Raw genomic sequence first — 14,876 nt, forward strand, 5'->3', positions numbered from 1 at the left:
GTAAAAAAATTCGTTAATTTATAATCAGTAATCTTAATATTAATAGATATGATTATTTAATTTGTTAATTAGAGTTAAAAACTAACACTCATCAATTACCAGAATAAAAAGAAAAAGGTGATACAACAATGATTTACTTCATAGGGCTTGGACTCTACCATGAAACTGATATTTCCCTGAAGGGGCTTATAGCCCTTAAACAGGTTGATCATATTTACGCAGAATTTTACACGGCTAAGTTGTTTGGAGGAAACATAAAAAACTTAGAAGAACTTGTGGGACAAGAAATACAAGTCTTAACAAGGGAAGAAGTTGAAGAGGGAAACATACCAATTCAAAAGGCAGAAGTTGACGATGTGGCATTTCTCATAGCGGGAGATCCTTTAATTGCCACCACCCATTCAGAAATGTTAATTCAAGCCAGAAAAATGGGAATTAAAACCAATGTAATCCACGCTTCTTCCATACTCTCAGCAGCTCCGGGCATAGCAGGTCTGCAGGCTTACAAATTTGGAAAGGTCACTACAGTACCATTCACAGAGAAAAATTACTTCCCACATTCACCTTATATGGCAATTAAAGCCAACATGGAATCAAATCTTCATACACTTGTGCTTTTAGACATACGTGCCCATGAAGATCGGTACATGACAGCAAATCAAGCACTCGAATATTTGCTTCAAGTAGAATCCATAAAGAACGAGAATGTGACCACCGAAGATTCTGTTGCTGTGGTTGTTGCAAGGGCAGGTTCTGATGAACCAGTTGTGAAGGCAGATAAAATTAAAAATTTGATCAATCAAGACTTTGGAGGACCATTACACTGCCTGATGATACCTGCAGATCTCCATTTTATGGAAGCTGAAGCTTTAGTCGAACTTGCAGATGCTCCGAAAGAATTGTTTGAAGATATTGATTAGGGAATGATGATGTGTGCACTAAACCTTTCTTAAAGTGGGCTGGCGGTAAAAGTCAGTTGCTCCCAGAGTTCAACCAGAGACTTCCCAACCACATTATTGAAAACAAAACCATCGAAACCTATGTTGAACCCTTCGTAGGTGGTGGTGCCATGTTTTTCAACCTGAAAAAAAATTATAAATTAAAGGAATCAGTGCTGTCCGATATAAACAGGGAACTTGTCATGGCCTATCAAGTGATAAAAAACGACTATGAAGAGCTTATAGACCTGCTCAAAAACCTAGAGGAACATCACCTGAACTTGGATGAAGATGGTAGAAAAGAAAACTACTACTACATGAGAAAGGAATACAACAGCAGATTTATGGATATGGACTTTTTAAACTACAACGAAAGTTGGGTTGAGAGAACTTCCTACCTAATTTTTATGAATAAGACATGTTTCAATGGATTGTACAGGCAAAACAAACAGGGAGGATATAACGTACCATTTGGACGCTACAAAAATCCCACGATATGTGATTCAGAAAATATAAGGCTGGTGAATAAGGCCCTTAAAAATACAGAAATCCTCTGTGTTGATTTCACAGAAACTGGAAAGTATGTGCATGAAAACACTTTCGTCTATCTAGATCCTCCATACAGACCACTTAACAGAACCTCCAACTTCACAAGTTACAGTAAGGAAGGTTTTAATGACATTGATCAAATTAAATTGGCATCATTTTACAGTGAAATGAACGATTTAGGGGCTTGTCTCATGCTCAGTAATTCTGATCCCAAAAATTATGATGCTGAAGATGAATTTTTTGATGAACTTTACAAGGACTTCAAAATAGAACGTGTCGCTGCCAAGAGAAACATAAACAGCAATGCATCTGGAAGGGGCCTAATAAACGAGCTGATCATCACCAATTATTAAATTTTTTTTTGGACTTGAAATATATGTTGTATAAAAAAAAAGAATATTATTTTTCCTCGGTTTTAGCCGTTGTAACCTTGGTTTTAATGGATGTGTCTTGAGGGTTGCTGACTTCTTTATCTAAGAATTCGCATTTTTCAACGCTTGGCAGTGGGATGAAAACGTATTTTTTCCCTCCCTCTGTTGATCCATAACTTATTTCTATCAATCCCCGTAGTTCATCAATTTCGATGGATTCAACACCGAATTCTCCTTTTTTGAAGTTGTGAACATCGCCGCTTGTAGTTGTAATCTCAATTTTTTCAATCATTTTGGATCACTTCCTTTATAATAATTTGATGTTCATAGGACTAATAACTTGGTGAAGAATTTCCAGTTTTTACAAGACAATTTAAACTTTTTAAATTGGTAAAGCTATATTAATATTTGAAATAATATTGAAATTTGGTTTATGGTGATGAATAATAGGAACTTGAGGAATTAGTTTCTATTTTAAAAGGGAGGATTAGTCAATGGATTATATGATTGAGGCCATTGATCTCACCAAGAAATTTGATGATCTCACTGCAGTGGATGGGCTCAACATCAAAATTCGAAAAGGAGAGGTTTTTGGTTTTTTAGGACCAAATGGTGCGGGTAAAACAACATCCATTAGAATGATGGTGGGATTGCTTAAACCAACCAGTGGAACCATACTGATAGATGGTACTGATATTAAACAGATTGAAAAGGGTAAAATTGGCATATGTCCTCAGGAGTTAATGTTATGGGAACATTTAACATGCAAGGAAAGTTTAAGTCTCATGGCAGACATGTTCGAAGTTCCAAAGGATGTTAAAGACCAGAGGATCCATGAGCTTTTAAAGGATCTTTTCCTTACAGACAAGGCAAACACCGTTGTTTCAAACCTTTCAGGAGGAATGAAAAGGAGGTTGAACTTGGCCCTTTCTGTTGTGCATGAACCTGATGTTGTGGTGTTAGATGAACCATCTGAAGGTTTGGATCCCCAATCAAGACGTGTACTTTGGAATTACATACGTTCCATGCGTGATGTTCAGGGAAAAACTGTCATCCTCACCACACATTTGATGGATGAGGCAGACAGTTTAAGTGACAGGATAGGAATAGTGGACCATGGTAAGCTCATAAGGTTGGATACCCCTGAAAACCTTAAGAAAGAAATTGGTGAAGGGGACATTGTAGATGTCAAACTGTCTGATCCGTCTAAAAATCTTGAACTCATAAAAGAATTCAAGGAAATTCAAGACATCATCTCAGTGGTTGAAACAGACGGAAGAATAAATATAAGGGCATTGGATGCGGTTTCAAAACTGCCACAGATCATGAAACTCGTTGAAAAATTAGATCTTAGGGTTGATGATCTGTCTGTACGACAAAATACACTTGAAGATGTATTTATTGACCTTACTGGAACAGGATTGAGGGAATAAAAATGAAATTTACAAGTATTGCAGTTAAGGACTTTAAAGAACTTATCAGAGACAAAAGGGGACTGTTTTTCATTTTACTATTTCCCATTTTCTTCATGATGATCTTTGGATTTGCATTTGGAGGTATGGGACAGGAAAACACACCCCATAACATCGCAATTGTTAACTACGATGAAGGAACCATAATACCAACTGGAGAAAACTTTAACTTTGGAAACAACCTCACAAATCTGATTAAAGAAACATCATATGACAACAGCGATGTTAAACTCTTCAACGTCACTGAAACCTCGGAAACCCAGGCAGATTCACTACTGAAACAGAGAACAATAGATGCTGAACTGATAATTCCAAGCAACTTCTCTGCTTCCATGGCATCACAAATTGCCAACAGCACAGGGTTAACAGCTAACATAAACAACACAGTATCCAGTCCAATAATTCGTGGTGATGAAGGTTACAGCAACTTTTTTGCATCTGAAAGTGCGCTGAGCACAGTAATAACAGGGTATCAAACTGGCACAGTAACTTATTACAAGAACCAAATCGCAGGAACACCAGGAGCAGAACCAGTTAAGTACGTGAACATCACTGTTCAAGGAATCAGTGGAACACAATCGTTTACTCAGTTCGATTTCCTAGCACCAGGTATGATGGTGTTTGCAATTTTACTACTGGCAACTACCATAGCAGCGATTTTAACCAGAGAAGTTGAGAGTGGAACACTTGAAAGGCTTAAAATGTCTAAGATGAGGTCATTTGATCTTCTATTTGGAGGTTTAATACCATGGTCTCTGGTTGCAGGTGCACAAGTTGTGATACTTTTGATCGTAGCCGTCCTCCTAGGACTTCACTGGCAGGGAGGTATTAATTCAGTTATTTTGGCCACCATAATCGGTATTATAGGTGGAGTAGCCTCAATTGCATTGGCAATGATTATAGCATCATTTGCTAAAAACGATAGACAAGCAGCGAATTTGGGAACCCTCATTGTGGTGCCAATAAGTTTCCTTGTAGGTGCATTTTTCCCACTACCTCAAGTGTTTATTTCGGTTTTAGGTCATTCATTCCAGGTATATGAATTAATACCATGGACACACACTTTAAATGCATTGAGGGGTGTTCTTTTGTACGGTGAAGGATTTAATGCTGTGGCCGTCCAAATAGAACTGAGCCTTGTACTCACCGTGATCTTGTTCATAATAGGAGTCTTTTTATACTCAAGAACACGTTTAAGAGCAGATAGTTAATTTATAAAAAAATAAAGGGATGATATGCAATGTCAGAAGAAAATGTTCACAGGCATCATGGTAAAACATCTAGGGATATCCTTGGTGCAGAAGAAATATTGGATGTAATCAATTTAAAATCTGGTGATAAATTTTTAGATGCAGGCTGTGGAGATGGTTACGTTTCCATAGAGGCATCAAAACTAGTTGGTTCCAATGGAAAAATATTTGCCTTGGATGTGTATCCTGAATCCATTGAGGGTGTTGCTAAGGAAGTCAAAGAGAAGGGCATTGAAAATTTAGAACCCATCCTTGCAGATGTAACAGATTCCATCCCCCTTGATGATGATTCTGTTGATGCTGTTTTAATGTCCAACGTCCTACATGGATTTGGAGATGAAGAACTTGAAACAGTACTCAAAAATATAAACAGAGTCATTAAAAAGGATGGAAAATTTGCTGTTGTAGAATTTAGAAAGGTACAAGGTGAAAGGGGACCACCATTTGATGTGAGGCTACATCCTTCAGATGTTTCCCAAATACTTTCAAAACATGGCTACAAAGTTGTAAAATCTCAAGAGATAGCAACGTTACATTACATAGTTGTGGGGCAAAAAACAGATTGAAGCCCTTCCTTTTTTTTTATTCTCTATTTTTTTTAGATTAAAAAAAGAAATATACAAAAAAATGTTTGAAAAAAAAAGATTTTTTAAAGAATTTTTAGTATCTACATCATGCATGAGTAGTCATGTTTTAGTAGAGCTGGGTGTAACTTGAAACAAAATCCGAATGATCCCTGTCAAGCAGCCTTAAAGCAGTCATGAGTTCTGGTGATGAACAGCTTCTCTCCTCAACCAAGTTTCTGAGGGTTCCATTTTTTATATGTTCTTGTATCTCTTTTAATGTAAATTCAATGGTATTCCTATTGTAATTTGTAAGTTCTTCGAGATCCATGTCGTAGAGTTTGTAAACATCTAAGTTGTACTGTTGTGTTGATGTTAAAAGGGTGTTTAACTCTGCGTAGTAATCAGCTGCAACATTGTCAAAGAAATCAACACCGAGGTAGGTTAAAAATGGCATGTAGGAGGGTTTAGCAAATGGGAAATAAATTCCTGTGTTGGGGTTGATGTATTCACGAAGTTTTGCAATGATTTCAACAAGATCCCTCGAGTTTTCAATTAATGACTCAGGATTCGCAATCATTAAGATAGAATTTCCTAATTTTTCCAGTTCTAAAGCACATTTAATTCTTAAATCAGAATATTTAGATCCGTGCACCACTCCAATTCCTGTTTCTTCGGAGTTCCTTGCATATTCCAGTGTACTATTAACTGACCATTCAGCAAGGGATTCTGGAACGTTGTATGGCATAGGTTCATCTTTTAATATTTTCAATGAATTGTCTGATTTAATTAGATTTGGAGTGTCCATTTTGATGTACTTTCCAAGTCTTGCTGGCCCATCATGCAGTTTAATTTCTATCATATCGATCACAGATTCTAGTAAGATTGAATAAAATAAATTTTTTGTTTGCTGTATTAAATAATGTTATTTGAATCTTTAATTTTCAAGTTTAATGTATTTTCTGATCATCCCATCCAAAGTGTAACCTAAAAGGTTACAGTTATGGATTTTCACCGAACCTTTATATATACTCAGAATAAACCTACGATATGAAAATCACAAGTTTTCAGAATTTGCCAATTATGGTCATCTGATCAGGGCGTGAAATAGATGAAAACATTAAAACGCTTAAAAAATATGTTAAGTGGCGAAAAAGAAGATAAAACAGAAACTCCTCAGGGAGAACCAGTGCCTGAATCTTCTAAAGCTACACCGGAAGAAACTCCAGTGAGCACTAAAACTGTTAAAACTGAAGTTAAGAGTACAGCACCAGAACAGAAATCCAAGGCTACAGAAGTTAAATCTAAAGCAGAAGATATTAAAGAAGATGTAAAATCCAAAGCTGAAGAAATAAAATCTAAAACCGAAGACGTGTCTAGTGATGTGAAATCTAAAGTGGAAGACATATCTACCGATGTGAAATCCAAGGTTGAAGATGTTAAATCTAAAGCCAAGGATATATCTGAAGATGCTAAATCTAAAGCTTCAAAAACAGATGAAAAAATAAAAAAATCTGAAGAATCTAAAACCGATAGGAGTGGTAAAATGACTTTACTCGAAGGAAGAGAAAAAGAAGTGATAACCCGTGAAAATATTGATCCAGATTTCAAAAACGAAGTCATGGACGCAGGTGCGGAATCAGTAGCACTATGTTTCCAGTGTGGAACATGTACAGGAGCATGTCCTTCTGGAAGAAGAACACCTTACAAGATAAGGAACGTTGTTAGAAAATCAGTTATGGGACTCAAAGAAGAAGTCATAGCTGACGACACAATATGGATGTGCACAACCTGTTACGAATGCCAAGAAAGATGCCCAAGAGGAATCAAAATCGTGGACGTTGTAAAAACAGTGAGAAACTTCGCTGCACAGGCAGGATACATGGCACCAGCACACAAAATGACAGGTTCTTTCGTTATAAAAACAGGACACGGAGTTCCAATTAACGATGCAACCATGGCACTAAGAAAAAGCGTTGGACTAGGTGAATTACCACCAACAACCCATCAGTTCCCTGAAGCATTAGAGGAAGTACAGAAAATAGTCAAAGCAACAGGTTTTGACAACTTAATCGGCTGGAACTGGGATAAAGCGGAGCTAGAATAAGGAGGAATCACAATGGCATTTGCATATTTCTTAGGATGTATTATGAACAACAGGTACCCTGGAATTGAAAAGGCTACCAGAGTAATGTTTGACAAGCTCGGTGTAGAGCTCAATGATATGGAAGGAGCTTCCTGCTGCCCAGCACCAGGTGTTTTCGGTTCTTTTGATAAAACCACATGGGCTGCAATAGCAGCTAGGAACATCACCATAGCAGAAGATATGAATTCTGACATCATGACAGAATGTAACGGATGTTTCGGTTCACTCTATGAAACCAACCATCTTCTCAAAGAAGATGAAAAAATGAAAGAAAAGATAAACGGAGTTTTATCTGAAGCTGGAAGAGAATTTAAAGGTGAAGTAAACGTAAGACACTTTGCTGAAATTCTATACAACGAAGTAGGTGTCGACAAATTATCAGAATCTGTTGAAAAACCATTAAACCTCAATGTAGCAGTTCACTACGGTTGCCACTTCCTTAAACCTAGCGCTGAAATCAACATCGACGACCCAATGAAACCAACCATTCTTGACGAACTCGTTGAAATCACCGGTGCAAAATCCATAGCATACAAAGACAAAATGATGTGCTGCGGTGCAGGTGGAGGTCTACGTTCCCGTGACATAGACGTTACACTAGATTACACCAAGGAAAAACTCGACAACATGACAGCTGCTGGAGTAGACGCAATTGTAAACGTTTGCCCATTCTGCCACCTACAGTTCGATGTTGGTCAGACAGAAGTCAACAAGAAATACGGAACAGACTTCGCAATTCCAGTATTCCACCTTGCTCAGCTATACGGTCTTGCAATGGGACTCAAAAGCGAAGAGTTAACAGTCGATGCTCATTTAACAAGCACAGACCCAGCTCTTAAAAAGCTTGATGAAATTACTGGTGGAGAATAAATTTTCTCCATTTAAAATTTTTTTTTAGTTTAGCATCATTGATCTGATTTTACCTGTTTTTAAATAGTAAAACACTTTAATTTAAAAAAACTAATATTGATCTGTTTTTAATACATATTCATAAAATTATTTAATTCAAAAAAACGAGGTGTTTTTTTTGTTCGTTGCAAGTTTGGTTGGAATATTTAAATTTAAAGAACTACCAGAAAATTACGGTCCGTTTGCACAGCACAAAGCTACGATGGAGAAAAGAACCGTTAAAGATGATGATGAAATAGCAATTTTAAACATTGCAGGTACTGAGAGTTTCCATGTTCTGTTTTTGGATTCCTACAAAACAATAGCTGAGATAAATGAGGAGCTCAAACAAGTGGATGCAGAACTCAATTACAACACCAAAAAAATATTGGAAGGACATTTATGAATGATTTACCCCTTGAACAAACTTGGATGGTACTTGTAGAACTGTTGACTGATCTAAGAAAGAAAAACGTGGAAATTGATCCATCGATACCCGAAGATATCAGGATGGCCAAGACCACAATAAATTTTTATAAAGTAAACCCTGCTGATCCTGAGAGGATGAAGGAATTAAAAAGGATCAATGACTTTATAAATGCTGTTCAAGATAAATTACTGGATCTTGCAGAGAATGAAGGCAAAGAGTACAGGTTGAAATGGATAGAAAAGTTAACCAAAGCATCTCGTGGTGAAAAGATCTACGATGCCCATCAAGAGAAATCTAAATTTGTTGTTGGTGCACCTCCAGGATTTTCTATGGTTAGAATAACGTTCAAGGCACCTATTCATGAAGAAAGATTGCAAGAAATTGCAGAGTACCATAACGTGATAATAGAATTCCAAACAGATACCCTCATAGTGATATACGGGGACAAAGCCAACATTCAGGAAAGTTTGAAGGAAATTTCATCATTTTTCAAGGAACAGATAGAACCTGTTTGAAGCAGGGAAGTTTTTCTAATTTTTTTAACAACAAATTTTTTTTATACAAAAAAGATATTTAACTCATAATTAATCTAGGGAGAAAATTTTCATGAAGATCGTAGCCTTCAGTGACATTCATGGCAAGTATGGGAAAGTAATCGAATTTCTAAAAAATAATCAAGTCGATCTGGTCATTTTAACAGGTGATATCACACACTTCGGACCACCAGAACTCGCAGGAGAAATTTTAAATGAAATAGCTTCATTTGATGTACCTGTCCTGGCCATACCTGGAAACTGCGATCCTGCAGAACTCTACGGTAATATGGACAATTCCAATGCCATCAACATACATGGTAGGAGCGTTACAATCAACAACGTGGGAATATGTGGATTTGGAGGTTCAAACCCAACACCATTTAAGACACCCCTTGAATTTGATGAGGTGGAAATATACGAAAATGCAAAGAAGGCTCTTGAAGAGGTGAAGGACAGTAAAGTCACACTCTTTGTGACGCATGCACCTCCAGTTGATACTAAAGTAGATGTTCTGCCTTCGGGGGATCATGTTGGAAGCATATCCATAAGGAAAATTATTGAAGAGTCACAGCCCACTATCAATGTTTGTGGCCATATCCATGAATCAATTGCAACCGATAAAATTGGTGAAACAGAAGTCATAAATCCTGGAATGACAGCAGGTGGATATGCATGCATGATCAATATTGATGATTCGAATGAGGATGATATCAAGGTTGAATCTAAAATAATTGAAATATGAGTATAATTTTGATGATTAGTGTTCAATATGAAGTTTAAGTCCATTTTGAAGCCATAATTTAACATTATTATGGTTTCAAATAGCTTTGATCTATTTATTGCTTTGGATAATAACAAATAGAAAATAATTTATAACTTGTTTACAAAGGAATAGTGAGTTTATGGATATTTAATTCATCTTTGTCCCAGATTAATTTTTTTAGAGGTGAGAGATTGAAAAAGATAATGGTTGAAGGTCAAGTAGGTGGAAAGGTATACAGGGAACCATTTTCAAAGGGTGTACTTTCAAGGTCTTTAACAAGGGCTGAAATGGACCCAGACAGGGCTTACACTTTTGCATCCAAGATAGAATCAGATTTGATGGAACAGGGTGTGAAGGTCATCAATCTTGATGATTTAATCGTTATTGTTCGTGAAAAACTCAGGGGCGAAGGTGGAGAGATAGCCGAAAAATATGGGCTTTGGAAAAGGATAAGAAGATGTGATGAACCATTGATCATACTTATTGGAGGGTCTTCTGGTGTTGGAACTTCATCGATTGCATTTGAGGTTGCAAACAGGCTCGGAATAAGGAACATGATCAGTACAGACATGATAAGGGAAGTAATGAGAAAGATAGTGTCTAAGGAACTTCTACCCACCATCTATGAATCCAGTTACACAGCCTACAGATCCCTTAGAATTCCACCACCACCAGAGTTGGATGAGGTATTAATTGGATTTAGAGACCATGTTGATACTGTTAGTGTGGGTATTGAAGCTGTGATTGAAAGATCCCTCAAGGAAGGAATAAGTATAGTGATCGAGGGTGTTCATATTGTTCCTGGTTTTATCAGTGAAGATCTAGTGAAGAAACACAACGTGAACATGTTCGTACTAACACTTCAAGATGAAGAAGTTCACAAGGGAAGGTTCTATTCCAGATGCAGACAACAATGGGCTAGACGACCACTTAAGAGATACATGAATTACTTTGGAGCTATAAGAAGAACTCATAAATATTTCGAAAGCCAGGCTAACAAGTATCATGTTCCGGTTATTGAAAACATAGATGTTACGACCACGATAGACTCCATAATAGAAACAATTACAAAGACCTATGGAAGTGATGATGATGTTAAATGAGTTAAAAGTTGAAGATGTGATGAGCAGTAAAGTCATAACAGTTTCACCATCTGAGGATGTAGTATTTGCATTCGAGAAGTTGATGAAGCATAAGATCAGTTCGTTACCAGTTGTTGAAGACAATAAACTTATGGGAATAGTAACTGCCACAGATTTAGGACACAACTTGGTTCTTGACAAGTACGAGATAGGAACCATTGTTGAGAAAGTTATGGTGACTGATGTTGTGTGTGTGAAACCTGACGACGATCTTTTAACAGCTGTGAAAAAGATGAATGAACATGGATCAGACGAGGAAATAATCAATCAGCTGGTTGTATGTTCTGGAGATAAAATTAAGGGAATCATTTCCGATGGTGACATCATAAAATCAATTAAAAGTTAAAAATAGAAAAATTGAAAGAATTAAAACTCAAAGAAACCAACTTTAACTGTTTGGAGTTACACGGGGCTTAAAAGACTCGCAGATGCTTGGAAACTTTTTATTTAATTCTGTGCCCAATTTTTCTACTATTTCTTCTTCAATTTCTCCGCTGTGTTCAGTTTTTACGCAAAAGGCATCTTCATGAAGTTCTGCTTTTATGTACTCTGATCCCATTTGAATCTCGAATTTTACAGGATTTTTAGTTTCTATTGAGTCAATTATATCATCTATCATTGGGTCTGTTAATTTAAGCAGTTTTGTACCCTCTGGAATGTAAGTTTTGTCCTTTGTTTCAATTTTTTTGATCAAGAAAGGGGCACAACCTTCTGTACGTGCCGCTTTTCTGTTTATCCAGAACAGAACTGTCATCAATTTTTTCCTCGAATCAAGAGGACTTTCAAATTCTATTTTTTTCATTTACATACCCCCATAAAAAAGATGTATTTATTGGGATTTGACTAGTTTTGCTAGATCCACTCCCATTTCGTAGCATTTTTCAAGTTCATCTTCTGATGGTTTGTAGTTGACCTTCATCTGGTTTACAACTTCAAATCCACAGTTTTCAAGTTCCTGTGCCAGTATTTTAGGTGCTTCTCCACTCCATCCCATGGATCCGAAGGTGATTGCCTTTCTTTTTAATCCAGTTCTTGCGAAGTTCAGGCCCTTCAAGTAGAATATTAGGTCTCCAATACTAGGATAAACTTGGTTGAACATGGTGGGCACACCAAAAACAACTGCTTTACTGTCTAGAATGTTTGTAACTATGTTACTTCTCTCATCTGAATGTAGGAAGTGCATGGCAACATCAACATCTTCACTCATTATCCCCTCTGCAAATGCCTGGGACATGAGCTGGGTGGATCCATGCATGGTGTCGTACACCAGTGTGATCTTGTTGGAACATTTTCCAGTGGCCCATCCTGTGTAGGCATCAATTATCTTCATGGGATCTGTCCAGATCTGACCATGTGATGGAGCAATCATCTGAATTTTGCCAAGTAAATCCAAGCTATTTACTTGTTTGAATTTATTCAACACCAATCCGGATAATGGGGTTAGTAAGTTGGCATAAAACTTGGCTGCAGCATGCATAAGCACATTTTCAGATATGTCGGTATCGTATCGATCCTTGAAACAGAGGTGCTGACCAAAAGCATCGTTTGAAAATAGTATCCCATCTTCCAATAGCAAACTGAACATACTGTCCGGCCAATGGAGCATTTGTGCCTCTAAAAATGCGAATTCCTTACCGCCTATATCCAAACTGTCCCCAGTCTTAACAACGTTGAAATTAACATCCTCAAGGGAAGAGTAATGCATTTTAAGACCTTTAACAGCTGCAGCTGTACAGTAAACTGGTATTCCTGGGAACTTTCTGCAGATTTCGGCGAGAGCACCACTGTGATCCTTTTCAACATGGTTCTGAATAATTAGATCCAGTTTAAATTCCCTGTTTTCCTTTTTAAAGGCATCTTCCATCCTAGCCCAAAGCTGGGCAGAGGTTCCAGGATAGGTGTTGTCGATGAGTGCAACTTTCTCACCAAATACCAGGTAAGCGTTGTAAGTAGTTCCATCTAATGTGTAACCATGATAATCCCGCAAGTCCCAATCAAGGACTCCTACCCAATAAACTCCTTCAGTAATTTTTATTGCATTTGCCTTCATATTTTTAACACCTCACACTTTAATTTCTGTATAAAATTTATTTACTTGATTCTATATATTTTTTTGGTTAAAAATGTTTTAATTTCTTTTAAAAGATTAAAAATAGTCTAAATTTACTAAAAAAGGCAACATATCTTTATATTATCAGTTTAATCCTTCTGAATTGGGATAAGGATGGTTCTGTTCGTATCAAACCGTATGAAAACCTGGTTACAGTCAAAAATTAGAAAATAGCATTGATTACGAAGTACAATGTTGCAGATATTGCTATACAAGCAGGTATGGTTATCACCCATGTGGTGGCGATATGTTTGATGACATCGAGTTTAACTGTTGAAGTTCCCCTTGCCATACCCACACCTATCACTGAACCCACAAGGGTTTGAGTAGGAGAGATGGGCATCCCAATGGATGCAAAGAGTAGTGTAATACTGCCTGCTGAAATTTGTGCTGAAAAACCACGAGTTGGAACCAACTCAGTAATCCTTCTTCCTATGGTGTCTGTAATTCTGTTTCCTGCTATAAGAATACCAAACACCAAAGCTATGGCTCCTAAAAATTTAATTGAAAATCCAATTGTGGCACCAACAGTAACATAGAGCACAGCTGTTGCAGCCGCAATATCTATGGCTCCAACCCCCAATGCAGCAAAGGAAGAACTTCCAATTTGAAGATATGAAAATACTTTTTCAGCACGATCTTTAGCTCCGATATTGCTTTTTATCCTGTTTAAAATTCCCAGTTTTAGAAGGTAGTAGACTAAAAATCCCGATGCCAGACCAATCAACGGTGAAATTACCCAGCTTGCCATAATAAAGCCAATTGTACCCCAGTTAAGATGATTCACACCTGCATAAACCAAACCATAACCAAGCACAGAACTCACGATGGCATCAGAACCAGAAATTGGTATTTTTTTAATTAGGGTAATTGTTATCCATATTCCTGCAGACATGGTTATTATAAACGCACCTAAACCAGTCATAAATTCTAGGGGTACAATCCCACTTCCCACGGTCTTAATTACACTACTACCCAGAAACATAGCACCTAAAAATTCGAACAAAGCTCCAACTATGAGTGCTTTACGCATTGTAAGGGCTCCGCTTCCAACAACGGTACCCATGGAATTTCCAATATCGTTGGCTGCAATGTTAAAAGCCATGTACATGGCGGTAATAACGCCTATTATCAATAACCAATCCATGTATAGTATTTTATTAATACCCTAATAAAAAGATTTTTTAATCAAACCTGTTATTTACCTATTCTTTAAATTCGTTGAAATCTTTCACAAAATATTCAGATTGATCGCAAGGTTCAAATACTACTAAAACTAAATCTTTATTGGGCTAGACTGGAGGGTTAGGGGTCCTCTGTAAGCGCATATCCCCTATCGGCGCGGTCGAAGTTCAAGAGGCGGCAGTTCAATCGGGTTTTGGCCCAGTTGTTCGATGTCGAAACTTCGTCCCACAGGATCAGTGGTAGCAGGATTTAGGCTGTAGGGCCGGAATTAACTGTTTTAACCATGGGAACGGGTCAGGTCTGGAAAGAAGCAGCTCTACTGTGGACAGCTGATGCTTGCGGAGCAACGGGGTGGAGTCGAGTTTCTGGATCACCAACTCTCGCGAGGCCTGTCCACTCTTGAACATGCCCATTAATAATCACAGGTTCAAAGCATAGAACCTAAAATCCAAAACCTTTTTAACCATGAATGGATAAATGTTTCCAATACGTGTCTTAAGTCATGGAGACAAATTCACGATCATAAAAATAAA

The 14,876-nt window shown here is 37.4% G+C and carries 17 protein-coding genes and 1 other RNA gene; 13 read left to right on the forward strand and 5 right to left on the reverse strand.

Annotated elements, in window-relative coordinates; genetic code table 11:
• The first annotated feature begins 128 nt into the window (after nt 1-128).
• Together dph5 and METBO_RS03530 are read left to right on the forward strand one after the other, a co-directional pair.
• On the forward strand, nt 129-920 hold the full coding sequence (gene dph5, locus METBO_RS03525; protein ID WP_013644295.1) for a diphthine synthase: 792 nt from the start codon (nt 129-131) through the stop codon (nt 918-920).
• 11 nt (nt 921-931) lie between these two features.
• On the forward strand, nt 932-1,840 hold the full coding sequence (locus METBO_RS03530; RefSeq protein ID WP_013644296.1) for a DNA adenine methylase: 909 nt from the start codon (nt 932-934) through the stop codon (nt 1,838-1,840).
• Between the two features lie 46 nt (nt 1,841-1,886).
• Here METBO_RS03530 and METBO_RS03535 read toward each other — a convergent pair whose 3' ends face one another.
• Nucleotides 1,887-2,150 carry a hypothetical protein gene (locus METBO_RS03535; RefSeq protein ID WP_013644297.1) on the reverse strand — a complete coding sequence of 88 codons (264 nt, stop codon included), beginning with the start codon at nt 2,148-2,150 and terminating at the stop codon, nt 1,887-1,889.
• Between the two features lie 202 nt (nt 2,151-2,352).
• On the opposite strand from METBO_RS03535, the gene METBO_RS03540 reads away from it, so the two are divergent.
• From METBO_RS03540 to METBO_RS03550, 3 genes are read left to right on the forward strand one after another with little or no spacing between them, the layout of a single operon-like run.
• Nucleotides 2,353-3,291 (forward strand): ABC transporter ATP-binding protein, encoded by a 939-nt coding sequence (locus tag METBO_RS03540; protein ID WP_013644298.1) that lies wholly within the window; start codon nt 2,353-2,355, stop codon nt 3,289-3,291.
• Nucleotides 3,292-3,293: 2 nt separating this feature from the next.
• The gene (locus METBO_RS03545; protein WP_013644299.1) at nt 3,294-4,541 is read left to right on the forward strand and encodes an ABC transporter permease; all 1,248 of its coding nucleotides are present in this window, start codon (nt 3,294-3,296) and stop codon (nt 4,539-4,541) included.
• Between the two features lie 29 nt (nt 4,542-4,570).
• The gene (locus tag METBO_RS03550; protein WP_013644300.1) at nt 4,571-5,146 is read left to right on the forward strand and encodes a class I SAM-dependent methyltransferase; all 576 of its coding nucleotides are present in this window, start codon (nt 4,571-4,573) and stop codon (nt 5,144-5,146) included.
• 127 nt (nt 5,147-5,273) lie between these two features.
• On the opposite strand, the gene METBO_RS03555 is transcribed toward METBO_RS03550, so the two are convergent.
• Nucleotides 5,274-6,005, reverse strand: a complete 732-nt coding sequence (locus tag METBO_RS03555) for a tRNA guanosine transglycosylase family protein (RefSeq protein WP_013644301.1) — start codon at nt 6,003-6,005, stop codon at nt 5,274-5,276.
• A 276-nt stretch (nt 6,006-6,281) separates the two neighbouring features.
• Between METBO_RS03555 and hdrC the strand changes: the two genes are divergently transcribed.
• The 7 genes from hdrC (at nt 6,282) to METBO_RS03590 (ending at nt 11,394) form a co-directional block, all read left to right on the forward strand.
• On the forward strand, nt 6,282-7,250 hold the full coding sequence (gene hdrC / locus METBO_RS13905) for a CoB--CoM heterodisulfide reductase subunit C (protein WP_227717240.1): 969 nt from the start codon (nt 6,282-6,284) through the stop codon (nt 7,248-7,250).
• Nucleotides 7,251-7,262: 12 nt separating this feature from the next.
• The gene (hdrB, locus tag METBO_RS03565; RefSeq protein ID WP_013644303.1) at nt 7,263-8,159 is read left to right on the forward strand and encodes a CoB--CoM heterodisulfide reductase subunit B; all 897 of its coding nucleotides are present in this window, start codon (nt 7,263-7,265) and stop codon (nt 8,157-8,159) included.
• Nucleotides 8,160-8,316: 157 nt separating this feature from the next.
• Complete coding sequence (locus METBO_RS03570; protein WP_013644304.1) at nt 8,317-8,583, forward strand: DUF749 domain-containing protein; 267 nt, start codon at nt 8,317-8,319, stop codon at nt 8,581-8,583.
• Nucleotides 8,580-9,122, forward strand: coding sequence for a DUF2096 domain-containing protein (locus METBO_RS03575; protein WP_013644305.1), 543 nt, complete (start codon nt 8,580-8,582; stop codon nt 9,120-9,122). The genes METBO_RS03570 and METBO_RS03575 overlap by 4 nt, the downstream gene beginning before the upstream one ends.
• Before the next feature lie 91 nt (nt 9,123-9,213).
• Nucleotides 9,214-9,885 (forward strand): metallophosphoesterase family protein, encoded by a 672-nt coding sequence (locus METBO_RS03580; RefSeq protein ID WP_013644306.1) that lies wholly within the window; start codon nt 9,214-9,216, stop codon nt 9,883-9,885.
• Between the two features lie 224 nt (nt 9,886-10,109).
• Nucleotides 10,110-11,009: a 2-phosphoglycerate kinase gene (locus tag METBO_RS03585; RefSeq protein WP_048186516.1), complete on the forward strand. Its 900-nt coding sequence runs from the start codon at nt 10,110-10,112 to the stop codon at nt 11,007-11,009.
• Nucleotides 10,996-11,394 (forward strand): CBS domain-containing protein, encoded by a 399-nt coding sequence (locus METBO_RS03590; RefSeq protein WP_013644308.1) that lies wholly within the window; start codon nt 10,996-10,998, stop codon nt 11,392-11,394. The genes METBO_RS03585 and METBO_RS03590 overlap by 14 nt, the downstream gene beginning before the upstream one ends.
• 42 nt (nt 11,395-11,436) lie before the next feature.
• Here METBO_RS03590 and METBO_RS03595 read toward each other — a convergent pair whose 3' ends face one another.
• The 3 genes from METBO_RS03595 to METBO_RS03605 all read right to left on the reverse strand — a co-directional run bounded on the left by METBO_RS03595 (nt 11,437) and on the right by METBO_RS03605 (nt 14,305).
• Entirely contained in the window at nt 11,437-11,850 is a 414-nt protein-coding gene (locus METBO_RS03595; RefSeq protein WP_013644309.1) for a hypothetical protein, read from the reverse strand.
• Between the two features lie 27 nt (nt 11,851-11,877).
• The gene (locus tag METBO_RS03600) at nt 11,878-13,098 is read right to left on the reverse strand and encodes an FprA family A-type flavoprotein (RefSeq protein WP_013644310.1); all 1,221 of its coding nucleotides are present in this window, start codon (nt 13,096-13,098) and stop codon (nt 11,878-11,880) included.
• Between the two features lie 223 nt (nt 13,099-13,321).
• Nucleotides 13,322-14,305, reverse strand: coding sequence for an inorganic phosphate transporter (locus METBO_RS03605; protein ID WP_013644311.1), 984 nt, complete (start codon nt 14,303-14,305; stop codon nt 13,322-13,324).
• Nucleotides 14,306-14,443: 138 nt separating this feature from the next.
• Here METBO_RS03605 and ffs point away from each other — a divergent pair.
• Nucleotides 14,444-14,758: signal recognition particle sRNA (gene ffs, locus METBO_RS13165), an RNA gene on the forward strand.
• The last annotated feature ends 118 nt before the right edge of the window (nt 14,759-14,876 follow it).

Origin of the sequence: Methanobacterium lacus, from assembly GCF_000191585.1 — an archaeon.
Lineage (GTDB): Archaea > Methanobacteriota > Methanobacteria > Methanobacteriales > Methanobacteriaceae > Methanobacterium_B > Methanobacterium_B lacus.

Coding starts and splice junctions, on each gene's coding strand:
- dph5 (WP_013644295.1), top strand. CDS start 129: ATGATTTACTTCATAGGGCTTGGACTCTACCATGAAACTGATATTTCC.
- METBO_RS03535 (WP_013644297.1), bottom strand. CDS start 2,150: ATGATTGAAAAAATTGAGATTACAACTACAAGCGGCGATGTTCACAAC.
- METBO_RS03540 (WP_013644298.1), top strand. CDS start 2,353: ATGGATTATATGATTGAGGCCATTGATCTCACCAAGAAATTTGATGAT.
- METBO_RS03545 (WP_013644299.1), top strand. CDS start 3,294: ATGAAATTTACAAGTATTGCAGTTAAGGACTTTAAAGAACTTATCAGA.
- METBO_RS03550 (WP_013644300.1), top strand. CDS start 4,571: ATGTCAGAAGAAAATGTTCACAGGCATCATGGTAAAACATCTAGGGAT.
- METBO_RS03555 (WP_013644301.1), bottom strand. CDS start 6,005: ATGATAGAAATTAAACTGCATGATGGGCCAGCAAGACTTGGAAAGTAC.
- hdrC (WP_227717240.1), top strand. CDS start 6,282: ATGTTAAGTGGCGAAAAAGAAGATAAAACAGAAACTCCTCAGGGAGAA.
- hdrB (WP_013644303.1), top strand. CDS start 7,263: ATGGCATTTGCATATTTCTTAGGATGTATTATGAACAACAGGTACCCT.
- METBO_RS03575 (WP_013644305.1), top strand. CDS start 8,580: ATGAATGATTTACCCCTTGAACAAACTTGGATGGTACTTGTAGAACTG.
- METBO_RS03580 (WP_013644306.1), top strand. CDS start 9,214: ATGAAGATCGTAGCCTTCAGTGACATTCATGGCAAGTATGGGAAAGTA.
- METBO_RS03585 (WP_048186516.1), top strand. CDS start 10,110: ATGGTTGAAGGTCAAGTAGGTGGAAAGGTATACAGGGAACCATTTTCA.
- METBO_RS03590 (WP_013644308.1), top strand. CDS start 10,996: ATGATGTTAAATGAGTTAAAAGTTGAAGATGTGATGAGCAGTAAAGTC.
- METBO_RS03595 (WP_013644309.1), bottom strand. CDS start 11,850: ATGAAAAAAATAGAATTTGAAAGTCCTCTTGATTCGAGGAAAAAATTG.
- METBO_RS03600 (WP_013644310.1), bottom strand. CDS start 13,098: ATGAAGGCAAATGCAATAAAAATTACTGAAGGAGTTTATTGGGTAGGA.
- METBO_RS03605 (WP_013644311.1), bottom strand. CDS start 14,305: ATGGATTGGTTATTGATAATAGGCGTTATTACCGCCATGTACATGGCT.